This is a genomic window from Pseudomonas prosekii, from assembly GCF_900105155.1.
GTDB classification, from domain to species: domain Bacteria; phylum Pseudomonadota; class Gammaproteobacteria; order Pseudomonadales; family Pseudomonadaceae; genus Aquipseudomonas; species Aquipseudomonas prosekii.
This window is the reverse complement of sequence record NZ_LT629762.1, coordinates 4,174,895-4,188,219: the sequence shown is the minus strand read 5'-3', so window position 1 is coordinate 4,188,219 and position 13,325 is coordinate 4,174,895. Positions and strand designations below refer to the sequence as shown.

The 13,325-nt window shown below is 59.6% G+C and carries 12 protein-coding genes; 1 reads left to right on the top strand and 11 read right to left on the bottom strand.

Annotated elements, in window-relative coordinates:
• Positions 1 to 71 precede the first annotated feature (71 nt).
• Positions 72 to 1,751 (top strand): 2-isopropylmalate synthase, encoded by a 1,680-nt coding sequence (gene leuA, locus BLU01_RS19175; RefSeq protein WP_092278475.1) that lies wholly within the window; start codon positions 72 to 74, stop codon positions 1,749 to 1,751.
• A gap of 204 nt (positions 1,752 to 1,955) precedes the next feature.
• Here the strand turns inward: leuA and BLU01_RS19170 are convergent, their stop codons facing one another.
• The 11 genes from BLU01_RS19170 to ndk all read right to left on the bottom strand — a co-directional run bounded on the left by BLU01_RS19170 (position 1,956) and on the right by ndk (position 13,303).
• Positions 1,956 to 2,747, bottom strand: coding sequence for an amidohydrolase (locus tag BLU01_RS19170; protein WP_092278473.1), 792 nt, complete (start codon positions 2,745 to 2,747; stop codon positions 1,956 to 1,958).
• On the bottom strand, positions 2,735 to 3,883 hold the full coding sequence (locus tag BLU01_RS19165) for a pyridoxal phosphate-dependent aminotransferase (RefSeq protein WP_092278471.1): 1,149 nt from the start codon (positions 3,881 to 3,883) through the stop codon (positions 2,735 to 2,737). Before BLU01_RS19165 ends, BLU01_RS19170 begins: the two co-directional genes overlap by 13 nt.
• Before the next feature lie 160 nt (positions 3,884 to 4,043).
• Positions 4,044 to 5,513: a ribosome biogenesis GTPase Der gene (gene der / locus BLU01_RS19160; RefSeq protein WP_092278469.1), complete on the bottom strand. Its 1,470-nt coding sequence runs from the start codon at positions 5,511 to 5,513 to the stop codon at positions 4,044 to 4,046.
• 135 nt (positions 5,514 to 5,648) lie between these two features.
• Positions 5,649 to 6,800 carry an outer membrane protein assembly factor BamB gene (bamB, locus tag BLU01_RS19155; RefSeq protein ID WP_092278467.1) on the bottom strand — a complete coding sequence of 384 codons (1,152 nt, stop codon included), beginning with the start codon at positions 6,798 to 6,800 and terminating at the stop codon, positions 5,649 to 5,651.
• Complete coding sequence (locus BLU01_RS19150) at positions 6,793 to 7,434, bottom strand: tetratricopeptide repeat protein (RefSeq protein ID WP_092278465.1); 642 nt, start codon at positions 7,432 to 7,434, stop codon at positions 6,793 to 6,795. Before BLU01_RS19150 ends, bamB begins: the two co-directional genes overlap by 8 nt.
• A gap of 40 nt (positions 7,435 to 7,474) precedes the next feature.
• The gene (gene hisS / locus BLU01_RS19145; RefSeq protein ID WP_092278463.1) at positions 7,475 to 8,764 is read right to left on the bottom strand and encodes a histidine--tRNA ligase; all 1,290 of its coding nucleotides are present in this window, start codon (positions 8,762 to 8,764) and stop codon (positions 7,475 to 7,477) included.
• A gap of 36 nt (positions 8,765 to 8,800) precedes the next feature.
• A complete protein-coding gene (gene ispG / locus BLU01_RS19140; protein ID WP_092278461.1) occupies positions 8,801 to 9,910 on the bottom strand; it encodes a flavodoxin-dependent (E)-4-hydroxy-3-methylbut-2-enyl-diphosphate synthase in 1,110 nt (369 codons plus the stop codon).
• Between the two features lie 3 nt (positions 9,911 to 9,913).
• Complete coding sequence (locus tag BLU01_RS19135; protein WP_092278459.1) at positions 9,914 to 10,930, bottom strand: RodZ domain-containing protein; 1,017 nt, start codon at positions 10,928 to 10,930, stop codon at positions 9,914 to 9,916.
• Positions 10,930 to 11,688, bottom strand: a complete 759-nt coding sequence (gene pilW / locus BLU01_RS19130; RefSeq protein ID WP_092278457.1) for a type IV pilus biogenesis/stability protein PilW — start codon at positions 11,686 to 11,688, stop codon at positions 10,930 to 10,932. The genes BLU01_RS19135 and pilW overlap by 1 nt, the downstream gene beginning before the upstream one ends.
• 12 nt (positions 11,689 to 11,700) lie before the next feature.
• Positions 11,701 to 12,849, bottom strand: coding sequence for a 23S rRNA (adenine(2503)-C(2))-methyltransferase RlmN (gene rlmN / locus BLU01_RS19125; RefSeq protein WP_092278455.1), 1,149 nt, complete (start codon positions 12,847 to 12,849; stop codon positions 11,701 to 11,703).
• Between the two features lie 28 nt (positions 12,850 to 12,877).
• Entirely contained in the window at positions 12,878 to 13,303 is a 426-nt protein-coding gene (gene ndk / locus BLU01_RS19120; protein ID WP_007916882.1) for a nucleoside-diphosphate kinase, read from the bottom strand.
• Between the last annotated feature and the right edge of the window lie 22 nt (positions 13,304 to 13,325).

The following is a 13,325-nucleotide window of genomic DNA, read 5'->3' as shown; positions in this document are numbered from 1 at the left end:
TTTTCCCAAACACTTTTGATCCACCGGCAGGCCGCCTCTTTTCGGCCCACACCAAAAATAAGGATTTCCCGATGAGCATGCTCAAAGACCCGTCTTCGAAGTACCGCGCGTTCCCGACCATCGATATCCCGGACCGTACCTGGCCGTCGAAGACCATCACCGCCGCGCCGATCTGGTGCAGCTCGGACCTGCGTGACGGCAACCAGTCGCTGATCGAGCCGATGGACGCGGTGAAAAAGCTGCGCTTCTGGAAAACCCTGGTGCAGGTCGGCGTGAAAGAAATCGAAGCGTCGTTCCCGGCGGCGTCGCAAACCGACTTCGACTTCGTGCGTACCCTGATCGAAGACGGCCACATCCCGGACGACACCACCATTCAGGTGCTGACCCAGGGTCGTGAAGATTTGATCGAACGCACTTTCGAATCGTTGCGCGGCGCCAAGAAAGCCATCGTGCACTTGTACAACGCGACCTCCCCTTCCTTCCGCCGCATTGTCTTCAATCAGGACAAGGACGGAATCAAGGCCATCGCGGTCAACGCGGCCAAGCTGTTCGTCAAATACGCCGCGCAGCAACCGGACACCGAGTGGACGTTCGAATACTCGCCAGAAACCTTCAGCGCCACCGAACTCGAGTTCGCCAAAGAAGTGTGCGACGCGGTGATTGAAGTCTGGAACCCGACGCCTGAGCACAAGGTGATCCTCAACCTGCCGGCCACCGTCGAATGCGCCACCCCGAACATTTACGCTGACCAGATTGAATGGTTCGGCCGTCACATCAACCGTCGCGACAGCGTGATCATCAGCCTGCACACCCACAACGACCGGGGTACTGGCGTGGCCGCCACCGAGCTGGGCCTGATGGCCGGCGCCGACCGTGTCGAAGGTTGCCTGTTCGGCAACGGCGAGCGCACCGGTAACGTCGATCTGGTCACCGTGGCGCTGAACCTCTACACCCAGGGCATTCACCCGGAGCTGGATTTCTCCGACATCGACGGCGTGCGCAAAGTCGTCGAAGAGTGCAACCAGATTCAGGTGCACCCGCGTCACCCTTACGTCGGCGACCTGGTTCACACCGCGTTCTCCGGCTCGCACCAGGACGCTATCCGCAAAGGCTTTTCGCAGCAGAAACCGGACACCTTGTGGGAAGTGCCGTACTTGCCGATAGACCCGGCCGACATTGGCCGCAGCTACGAGGCGGTAATCCGCGTCAACAGCCAGTCGGGCAAGGGCGGGATCGCCTATCTGCTGGAACAGGAATACGGCATCAGCTTGCCGCGCCGCATGCAGATCGAATTCAGCCAAGTGGTGCAGCGTGAAACTGATCGCCTCGGCCTGGAGATGACGGCGCAGCAGATCCACGCGTTGCTGCACAGCGAGTACTTGCAGGCGAATACGCCTTACGCGCTGGTCAGCCATCGCTTGCAGGAAGAGAACGGCAACAGTGCGGTGGAAGTCGAAGTTTCGGGCAAAGGCCAGGGCGAAACCAACCTGCACTGGCGCGGCAAGGGCAACGGCGCACTCGAAGCGCTGGTGGCCGGCCTGCCGATTCCGGTGGAAATCATGGACTACAACGAACACGCAATCGGTGCCGGCACCAACGCCAAGGCTGCGGCCTACATCGAACTGCGGGTTGATGGTCAGCGTGCGGTGCACGGCGTCGGGATCGATGAAAACATCACCACGGCGAGCTTCAAGGCCCTGTTCAGCGCACTTAACCGCTCGCTGAGCCAACCGGAAGCGAAAGCGGCGTAAGTCTTCGCGGCAATGCAAAAGGCCCCACGGTGCGAATCTTGGGGCCTTTTTGTTTGCCTGATGTTTATGCGGAGACCGCAAGTCCGCTATCGCGAGCAAGCTCCCTCCCACAGTGAATCTGGGTGTACATCCAACTTGTGTTCACATTGATCAAATGTGGGAGCGAGCTTGCTCGCGATAGCGGCAGGTCAGCCAGCGAAGATCTCAGGTGAACTCGAACGTGTCGGCATCCAGATTAGCCGGGAATCGGGTCCGGTACGCTTGCAGGTCGGCAGCATTCAGAACGGCGTGAAACACCCCATCCGCCTCCCCCGCGCTGAGCAAGGTCTCGCCCTGGAAATCCAGCACCTGACTGTCGCCGGTGTAGGCAAAGCCCTTGCCGTCCGTGCCGATCCGGTTCACCGCCGCCACATAACACAGGTTCTCGATAGCCCGCGCCGGCAACAAACGGTTCCAGTGCAAGCGCCGCGCGCCTGGCCAGTTCGCCGTGTACAGCAGCAAATCAGTGTCCTGCGCATCACGGCTCCACACCGGGAAGCGCAGGTCGTAACAAATCAGCGGCCGAATGCGCCAGCCCTTGAGCTCGAACTGCACCTGGCGCTCGCCGGGGGTGTAGTGGTTGTGCTCGCCAGCCATGCGAAACAGATGGCGTTTGTCGTAATGCAGCACTTCGCCGTCCGGCCGCGCCCACAACAGGCGGTTGCGGTGACTACCATCGGCCGCTTGGACGATGATGCTGCCGGTGATCACCGCGTCATACTTCGCCGCTTGAGCCCGCAGCCATTTGCTGGTCGGCCCGTGTTCGGCCTCGGCCAGCGTCTCCGATTCCATCGAGAAACCGGTGGTGAACATCTCCGGAAGGATGATCAGGTCAGCGCCGCGAGCCTGTTCCAGCAACTGCTCGAAATGCTCCAGATTAGCCAGGCGGTCGTGCCAGGCCAGAGTGGTCTGGATCAGCGCGATGTTCAGATTGGGCAGCGCAGTCAAATCACGCATAGTTTTTCCGCTGCTTCACGCAGGGTCTCCTCGCGTTTGGCGAAGCACAGGCGCACCAGGCGCTGGCCTTCGGGCGGCGTCTGGTAGAACACCGAAATGGGGATGCTGGCCACTCCGTGTTCGCGGGTCATCCACAGCGCCATATCGACGTCATTGAGGTCCGGGCGAATCTGCGAATAATCGACCAACTGGAAGTAGGTGCCGGCCACGCGATTGAAACTGAAACGCGACGGCGCCAGCAGATCACAGAACAAATCGCGCTTGGCCTGATAGAAACCCGGCAGCTCTTCGACGTGCTCCGGGTGGTCGGCCATAAAGTCGGCCAACGCAAACTGCAGCGGCGTCACGCAGCAGAAACTCACGTATTGGTGAACCTTGCGCAGCTCGGCGGTAAGGGCCGGCGGCGCGACCACGTAACCGGTTTTCCAGCCAGTGACGTGGTAGGTCTTGCCGAACGAACTGATCACGAAAGCCCGCTGATACAGCTCTGGGTGATTGAGCACGCTGACATGCGCCACGCCGTCGAACACCAGGTGTTCGTAGACTTCGTCGCTGATCAGGTAAATGTCGCGATCACGGATCAGTGCCGCCAGTTGATCCAGCTCGGCGCGGCTGATCAGCGCGCCGCTCGGGTTGTGCGGGGAATTCAGCACGATCATCCGCGTGCGCGGGGTGATCGCGTCGGTGAGCTTCTGGAAATCGATGGAAAAATCGTTCAGCCCCAGTTGCACATGCACGCATCGACCGCCGGCCAGTTCCACCGAGGGTTCGTAGCTGTCGTAGCACGGATCAAAAACGATGACTTCGTCGCCGGGCTGGATAACCGCCTGAATCGCGCAGAAGATCGCCTGGGTGGCGCCGGGGGTGATGGTTACTTCGTGATCGGCATCGACATTGACGCCATAGCTGCGAGCGATTTTCGCCGCCACTTGCTGGCGCAGCACCGGCAGGCCGGTCATCGGCGAATATTGGTTGTGGCCCTTGGCGATGTGCTGGCCGACCGCATCGCACAAGGCTTGCGGGGCATCGAAATCGGGAAAGCCCTGGGACAGGTTGATCGCCCCAGTCTGCGCCGCGAGCTGAGACATCTGCGTGAAGATAGTGATGCCGACATTCGGCAGCTTACTGGTGATCATCGGTAGCCCCTTGCAGGTGAGCCGCAAGTTTCAAGCCGCAAGCGGCAAGAGGTCAAGCGGCAAGACCTCACGCAGCAAACCCTCAGACGCAAAAAAGGGCCCTGATCAGGACCCTTTCCGCTGTTACTCGCAGCTTGTGGCTTGCCGCTTGCAACTGCTTTTATCGCTTGTCGCGGCGCTTTTTGTCGGCTTTCTTGTGGTGCGACATCATGCGGCGCTTCTTGTTGACCTGACGGTCGGTGAGCGAGGTCTTGTTACCTTCGTACGGGTTCTCGCCGCCCTTGAACTCGATGCGGATCGGCGTACCGACCAGCTTCAAGACACGACGGTAAGTGTTTTCCAGATAACGCACGTAAGACTTCGGCACCTTCTCGATCTGGTTACCGTGGATCACGATGATCGGCGGGTTGGCACCACCCAAGTGGGCATAACGCAGCTTGATCCGGCGGTTGTTGACCATCGGCGGCGCGTGCTCGCTGACCGCATCTTCGAGGATCGTGGTCAGGCGGTTGGTTGGCCAGCGGGTAACCGCGGACTTGAACGAGTTCTGTACGGAGGCGTAGAGGTTGCCCACGCCCGTGCCGTGCAGCGCCGAGATGAAGTGGATGTCGGCGTAGTCGACGAAGAACAGCCGACGTTGCAGTTCAACCTTGACGAACTCGCGCTCGCTAGGGGTCATGCCGTCCCACTTGTTGATCGCGATCACCAGCGCACGACCCGACTCAATGGCGAAGCCCAGCAGGTTGAGGTCGTGGTCGACCACGCCTTCGCGGGCGTCCATCACGAAGATCACCACGTTGGCGTCTTTGATCGCCTGCAGGGTTTTGACCACGGAGAACTTTTCAACTTCTTCGTGGATCTTGCCGCGCTTGCGCACACCAGCGGTGTCGATCAGCGTGTACTTCTCGTCGTTACGCTCGAACGGGATGTAGATACTGTCGCGGGTGGTGCCAGGCTCGTCATAGACGATCACCCGGTCTTCACCGAGCATGCGGTTGACCAGGGTCGACTTGCCGACGTTCGGCCGGCCGATGATGGCGATCTTGATCCCGTCTTTTTCGCTAGGGCCAGGAATGCGCTTGGCTTCCTCGCCTTCGGCAACGATCTCTTCCTCGCCTTCTTCCAGCTCGTCATCGTCTTTCGGGAAGTCGCTCAGGGCGATTTCCAGCATCTGCGTGATGCCACGACCATGTGCACCGGCGATCGGGATCGCGTGGCCCATGCCCAACGGAGCGAACTCGGCGCGGGCCATTTCCGGGTCGATGTTGTCGACCTTGTTGGCAACCACGTAGGAACGCTTGTTACGTTTGCGCAAATGCTCGGCGATCATCTGGTCGGCGGCGGTAAAACCGGCCTTGGCATCTACCAGGAACAGAACGACATCGGCTTCTTCAATGGCCAGCAGCGACTGCTCGGCCATTTTTTCGTCCATACCGTGCTCATCACCGGAGATACCGCCGGTGTCGACCAGAATGTAGGAACGCCCTTGCCACTTGGCCTCACCGTATTGGCGATCACGGGTCAGACCGGACAAGTCGCCGACGATGGCGTCGCGAGTCCTGGTCAGGCGGTTGAACAAGGTGGACTTGCCGACGTTCGGTCGGCCCACCAGGGCGATTACGGGAACCATGCGGCTCTCCACTTCGTTATTTCAGAAAATACAAAAGCCGCTGCGAGGCAGCGGCTGGTGCTCGGGGCAACGCTTGAAAGCGCTGCGAGCCTTGCAGAGCAAGGCCGCTTGGGGGTTAAACCCCAAGCATAGTTGTTACTTGATGGTCAGGGCTTCCAGTTTGCCACTGTTGCCATACACATAAATCGTGTCACCCACCACCAGCGGACGAGCGCGCAGGCCGTCGCTGTCGATGCGTTCGCGGCCGACGAAGCGACCGTCCACCTGGCTCAGCAGGTGCAGGTAGCCTTCCATGTCGCCGACTGCAACGTAGCTGGAGAACACTTCCGGAGCCGACAGTTGACGGCGAGCCAGCGAATCGTTGCTCCACAAGGCTGTGGTGGAACGTTCGTCGACGCCTTCAACGGTGCCCGAAGACAGGCTTACGTAGACGCTGCCAAAACCCTGGGCGACACCGGCGTAGCTGGAAGCATCACGCTGCCACAGCTGACGACCGCTTTGCAGGTCCAGTGCCGCAACGCGACCCTGATAGCTGGCGACGTACAGCGTTTCGCCGGACAACAGCAAGCCGCCGTCGATATCGACTACGCGCTCCAGTTCCGAGCGACCTTGCGGGATCGCCACTCGTTGTTCCCACACCGGCACGCCGTTGGAAATATCGAGCGCAACCACTTTACCGGTCGACAGGCCAGCCACCGCGAGGCGGTTGGTGACGATTGGCGCACTGGTGCCGCGCAATGTCAGGACCGCTGGCGTGCTGTCATACAACCAGCGCTGCGTACCGGTCGCCGCGTCCAGGCCGATCAGGCGATCGTCCTGAGTCTGGATCACCACAACGTCGCCGTTGTTGGCCGGCGGTGCGAGCACTTCGCTGGACACGCGAGCGCGCCATTTCTCTTCACCGCTGCTGGAATCCAGCGCGACGATTTCGCCCTTGAGCGTACCGATCATGACCAGACCGTAACCCACACCCACGGCGCCGGAAACGGGCAGATCAAGATCCTGTTCCCACTTCACGTTGCCGGTGCTGCGATCCATCGCCATGACGACGCCAGTGACGTCGGCCGCGTAGATGGAATCGCCTTCGATTGCCGGAACCAGCATGTTGTAGGTTTCGCCCTGACCGTCACCGATCGAACGACTCCACTGCTTTTGCAGGACCACTTCTTCTTTGAAGTCGACCAGCTCAGCCGGCGGCAATTCTTTTTTGCTGTTGCTGCTGCAACCCGCGGCCAAAATGGCCAGAGCCAGCAATGCTGCATGTTTCCAACGGATCACGTCACGCATCCCCTTTGGCCAGGTCGTCCAGCTTGATTTGGAGGCCGCCGACTGCCGCTTCGTCCGACAGTGCTGCCTTGGCTTTTTGATACGCCGCGTTGGCTTCATCAGTACGACCCAACTGCACCAGCAGGTCGCCCTTGAGTTCTTCGCGAGTGGCCAGGAACGACTTGTCGGCATCGCCTTCAAGCAGTTTCAGGGCCTCTTCGACCTTGTTCTGCGCAGCCAGCACTTGGGCCAGACGCTGACGGGCGATTTCGCCCAGCGCCGGGTTGGCTGGTTTGTCGTGGACCGCTTTCAGCTCGGTAGCGGCGTCATCCAGCTTGCCGCTGTCGACCGCAACTTTGGCCACGAACAGGCTGCCGTATTGCGCGTAGGCAGAACCGCCGTACTCGCTGTTGAGCTTGCCAGCCAGTTCCGAAACCCGCGCCGCATCAGGCTTGCCGTCAGGCGTCAGCGTGGTTTCCAGCAGTTGCTGATAGAGAATCGAGGCGCCTTGCGACTGGTTGCCCTGATATTTGTGCCAGGCCTGCCAGCCGAACACGATGACCAGCGCCAACAGGCCGCCAGTGACCAGGGGCTTGCCGTTGCGTGTCCACCAGTCCTTCAAATCCGCCAGTTGTTCGTCTTCGTTACTCGACACCCCAATACTCCTTAATCGCTAAATCGGCTGTTTGACAGCTTCAACCCTGCACGACGCAGGTGGCCAGGTGTGCAGCGAGCGCATCCCAGGCAATGCTTTGTTGTTCGCCTTGGCCACGCAAGGGTTTGAAACCTACCACTTGCTGGGCCATCTCGTCGTCACCGAGGATCAGCGCAAACAGCGCACCGCTCTTGTCGGCTTTCTTGAACTGGCTTTTGAAACTGCCGGCGCCAGCATTGACTTGCAGGCGCAGGTTGGGCAATTGGTCACGAACGCGTTCACTCAGGGCCAATCCGGCCAGCTCGGCGGCTTCACCGAAGGCGCAGAGGTAGACGTCGACCTGACGGGAGATCTCTTGCGGGATCTGCTCCAGGGTTTCCAGCAACAGCACCAGACGCTCGATGCCCATGGCGAAACCAACGCCCGGGGTCGGCTTGCCGCCCATCTGCTCGACCAGTCCGTCGTAACGTCCACCGGCACACACGGTGCCTTGAGCGCCCAACTTGTCGGTAACCCATTCGAAAACGGTCTTGCTGTAGTAATCGAGCCCGCGAACCAGCTTCGGGTTGATCACGAAAGGTACGCCGGCCGCATCGAGGCGCGCCTTGAGGCCCTCGAAATGCACGCGCGATTCGTCGTCGAGGTAGTCGGCCATTTTCGGCGCATCGACCAGAATCGCCTGAGTATCAGCGTTCTTGGTGTCGAGCACGCGCAGTGGATTGGTCTTCAGACGACGCTGGCTGTCTTCGTCGAGCTTGTCCAGGTGCGCGGACAGGAACTCGACCAGCGCTTCGCGATAACGGCCGCGCGACTCGCTGGTGCCCAGGCTGTTGAGTTCAAGCTTGACCGCATCACGGATACCCAGCTCACCCCACAGGCGCCAGGTCAGGATGATCAGTTCGGCGTCAATGTCCGGACCGTCGAGGTTGAACACTTCGACGCCGATCTGGTGAAACTGGCGATAACGGCCTTTCTGCGGACGTTCGTGGCGGAACATCGGGCCGATGTACCAAAGCTTCTGCACTTGGCCGCCGCCGGTGATGCCGTGTTCGAGCACCGCACGCACGCAGGCCGCCGTGCCTTCAGGGCGCAGGGTCAGCGAATCGCCGTTGCGGTCGTCGAAGGTGTACATCTCTTTTTCGACGATGTCGGTCACTTCACCGATGGAGCGTTTGAACAGCTCGGTGAACTCGACGATCGGCATGCGGATCTGCTTGTAACCGTAGTTATCCAGCAGACGCGAGACGGTGCCCTCGAAATGACGCCACAGGGGCGTCTGCTCGGGCAGGATGTCGTTCATGCCACGAATGGCTTGCAGAGACTTGCTCACTATAAATCCTTAAATTCGTTCGGCTCTTCAGTCGGCTCAGCCGCGCACGATAACCGCTGCGTCAGCTTCGACCTTCTCGGCCGCTTTCTGGCGGATCAAGCGTTCAAGCTCATCCACCAGATTTTCATTCGTCAGTTTCTGCGACGGCTTGCCGTCGATGTAAATCAGGTTGGGCGTGCCGCCGGTCAAGCCGATATGGGCTTCCTTGGCTTCACCCGGCCCGTTGACCACGCAACCGATAACCGCGACATCCAGCGGCACCAGCAGATCTTCGAGGCGCCCTTCCAGCTCGTTCATGGTTTTGACCACATCGAAGTTCTGCCGCGAGCAGCTAGGGCAGGCGATGAAGTTGATGCCACGGGAACGCAAGTGCAGGGATTTGAGAATGTCGTAGCCGACTTTCACTTCCTCGACCGGGTCAGCCGCCAACGAGATGCGAATAGTATCGCCAATCCCTTCGGCGAGCAGCATACCGAGGCCCACGGCGGATTTCACCGTGCCTGAACGCAAACCACCGGCTTCGGTGATGCCCAAGTGCAGCGGCTGGACGATTTCCTTGGCCAGCAAGCGGTAGGCGGCGACGGCCATGAACACGTCGGAAGCCTTCACGCTGACCTTGAAGTCCTTGAAATTCAGGCGTTCCAGGTGTTCGACGTGGCGCAACGCCGATTCCACCAGCGCGGCTGGCGTCGGCTCGCCGTATTTCTTTTGCAGGTCTTTTTCCAGGGAACCGGCGTTGACGCCGATGCGGATCGGAATCCCGCGGTCACGGGCGGCATCGACCACCGCACGCACGCGATCTTCACGCCCGATATTGCCCGGGTTGATGCGCAGGCAGTCAACGCCCAGTTCGGCTACGCGCAAAGCGATCTTGTAGTCGAAATGGATGTCGGCCACCAACGGCACTTTGACCAGTTGCTTGATCTTGCCGAAAGCCTCGGCAGCGTCCATGTCCGGCACCGAAATGCGCACGATATCGACGCCGGCAGCTTCCAGGCGGTTGATCTGGGCCACGGTGGCGGCCACGTCATTGGTGTCGCTGTTGGTCATGCTCTGCACAGCGATGGGCGCATCGCCGCCAACAGGCACGTTACCGACCCAAATCTTGCGGGATTCGCGACGTTTGATTGGAGATTCGCCGTGCATGACTTATTGACCCAACTTCAGGCGAGCAGTCTCGCCACTGGTGAACGGAGCGACATCAACCACTTGACCGTTGTAACTGACCTGCGCGCCACGGGCGAAGCCCAGACGCACAGCAAACGGCGGTTTGCCGCTGACGGAAACGTTTTCGCCTTTGCGCTTAAGACCGCTCAACAGCACTTTGCCGTTGCCATCGGTCACTTGCGTCCAGCAATCAGCAGTGAATTGCAATTGAACCTGACCTTCGCCGGCCACTGGGGCGGCGGCAGGTGCAGAGGGTGCAGCAGGTGTCGTAGCGACGACCGGAGCGCTCGCTGCCGGTGCAACAGGTGCGGCCGGAGCCGGTGTCGCAGGAGCGGCAGCAACCGGAGCAGTCGGCGCGGCGGCCGGCGTAGTCGGTGCAACTGCTGGCGCGGTCGCTTCAGCTTCGGTCGACGATTCGGTTGATGCTTCGGATTGCGGCAGCGCCAGCGCGGTGCCGGCCTCGGTCTGACCTTCGACGACGGCCTGATCCTCCGGCTCGTCGAGCGGATGCGATTGCGTGGTGCCGTCAGCGCCTTCGATTTCGACATGCGCCGGGGTGGTGCTGGCGATGTCCTGATTGCGCTGGGAGGTTTGATCCTGCCACCAGAAAAAACCGCCGACGACCACGGCGACCAGCAACAGCAGGCTGACAATGCGCAAAATAGTGTGGGAAACCCGCACCGGCTCTTCGATACGGCCCAGGCTGTGGACGTTGCTGCCTTGGGAGTCGGTGCCGGTGGACTGGTCGAATTGCTGAACCAGAACGGTCTGGTCCATGCCGAGCAATTTGGCGTACGCGCGAATGTAACCGCGAGCGAAGGTATGCCCCGGCAGCTTGTCGAAAGCGCCGGCTTCCAGATTGCTCAGGGAATTGACGGTGAGGTTGAGCTTGAGGGCCACTTCGGCCAGCGACCAGCCATTGCTTTCGCGGGCCTGGCGCAGTGTTTCACCGGGATTAACGCGATTCGCTGCTACAACTTCGGGATGCGCCGCTTTCATCATTGCTCCGACAGGTATTGCTGATATTCCGGCGTACCGGGATAGAGTCGTTTTAATTGCAGGCCAAAACTGGCGGCCTTGTCGCGATCTTCAAACACTTTTGCCAGCCGAACGCCGAGCAATAGACTACGTGCATTTTGTTCGGTGAGCAGGCTAAAACGGTCGTAATAGTCACGCGCGGGCACATAATGCCTGTCTTCGTAAGACAACTCAGCCATTTCCAGCAATGCGCGTGGTTGTTGGCGGTTCAAACGCAGGGCTTTTTCCAGTTGCTGCTGCGCCAGATCACGCTGGCCAAGCCTGGAAGCGGTCATGCCGAGGTTCTCGAAAACCCGCGAACGCTCAGGATACAGGGTATCGGCGGCGGCTTGCTCAAAGCGCTCGTAAGCTTCCTTGTAACGCTTTTCTTCGAAAAGAAAACTGCCGTAGTTGTTGAGGATGCGAGCGTCTTTGGGGCGCGAGGACAGCGCCTTGCGAAAATGCTGATCCGCCAGCTCCGGTTCCATTTCGGCCTGAAACACCAGACCCAGCGCCGCGTTGGCGTCCGGGTCGGAATCATCCAGCTCCAGCGCCTTTTTCAATGGCACTTTCGCCCGTTCAGTCATCCCTTGCTGCAAGTATCCCAGCCCCAGCTGCACGTAGGCGGCACGCGCTTCGTCGCGGCCCTTGCTGGTCTTCATCGGGTTGAAATCGCCCGACAGGACACAACCAGCACACAGGCTGGCCAACAGCACAAGCAGCGCAAAGCGCAGGGACATAGAGACCCTCTCTTAGTTATTGTTCGCTGCGTTTTGCGCCATATCGTTGTCGGCGCTCAATTCACGCACCGCGATATAACGTTCGCTGCGACGGGTGCGATCCAGCACCTGTCCTACCAATTGGCCACACGCGGCATCAATGTCTTCACCACGCGTGGTGCGCACGGTGACGTTGAAGCCGGCATGGTGAAGCTGATCCTGGAAACGGCGAATGGCGTTGTTGCTTGGGCGCTCATAGCCGGAATGCGGGAACGGGTTGAACGGAATCAAGTTGATTTTGCACGGGACATTTTTCAGCAGTTCGATCATCTCGACCGCATGCTCAACCTTGTCGTTGATGTCCTTGAGCATGGTGTACTCAATGGTCAACACACGCTTCTCGCCCAAGGTCGCCATGTAGCGCTGGCAAGATTCGAGCAGCATCTTAAGCGGATACTTCTTGTTGATCGGCACCAATTGGTTACGCAATGCGTCATTCGGTGCGTGCAGCGACAACGCCAGGGAGACGTCGATGTGCTTGGCCAGCTCATCGATCATCGGCACCACGCCCGAAGTGGACAGGGTCACGCGGCGCTTGGAAATCCCGTAGCCCAGGTCATCCATCATCAGATGCATGGCGGCCACGACGTTGTCGAAGTTCAGCAGCGGCTCACCCATGCCCATCATCACCACGTTGGTGATGGCACGGTCGGCGGTCGCCGGGATGCTGCCGAACGATTTATTGGCAATCCACACTTGGCCGATGACTTCGGCGGCGGTGAGGTTGCTGTTGAAACCTTGCTTGCCGGTGGAGCAGAAACTGCAATCCAGGGCACAGCCTGCCTGGGACGAAACGCACAATGTGCCGCGTTTGCCCTGGGGAATGTAAACGGTCTCGACGCAGCTGCCGGACGCCACGCGCACCACCCATTTACGGGTGCCGTCGGTGGAAATGTCCTCGCTGACGACTTCAGGACCGCGAACTTCAGCAATCGCCTTGAGCTTGTCGCGCAAGGCTTTGCTGACGTTCGTCATGGCGTCGAAATCATCGACGCCAAGGTGGTGAATCCATTTCATTACCTGACCGGCACGGAAACGCTTCTCCCCGATTGAGTCGAAGAATTTTTCCATTTCCAGCTGAGTCAGACCCAGCAGGTTAGTTTTTACAGTCGATGTAGTCATGGATTCACCTTCACTCATAAGCCAATGCTTAGCGAGTGGTTACTTCAGTAGCTGCGAAGAAGTACGAGATTTCGCGAGCAGCAGCGGCTTCGGAGTCCGAACCGTGCACAGCGTTGGCGTCGATGGAATCAGCGAAGTCAGCGCGGATGGTGCCGGCAGCAGCTTCTTTAGGGTTGGTAGCGCCCATCAGCTCACGGTTCAGAGCGATAGCGTTTTCGCCTTCCAGAACCTGAACAACAACCGGGCCGGAGATCATGAAAGCAACCAGGTCGCCGAAGAAACCACGAGCGCTGTGCTCAGCGTAGAAGCCTTCAGCTTCAGCTTTGGACAGTTGCTTGAGTTTCGAAGCTACAACGCGCAGGCCAGCTTTTTCGAAACGAGTGGTGATCTCGCCGATGACGTTTTTTGCAACAGCGTCAGGCTTGATGATGGAGAAAGTACGTTGAACAGCCATGGTGTAACTCCAGAAACGGTAA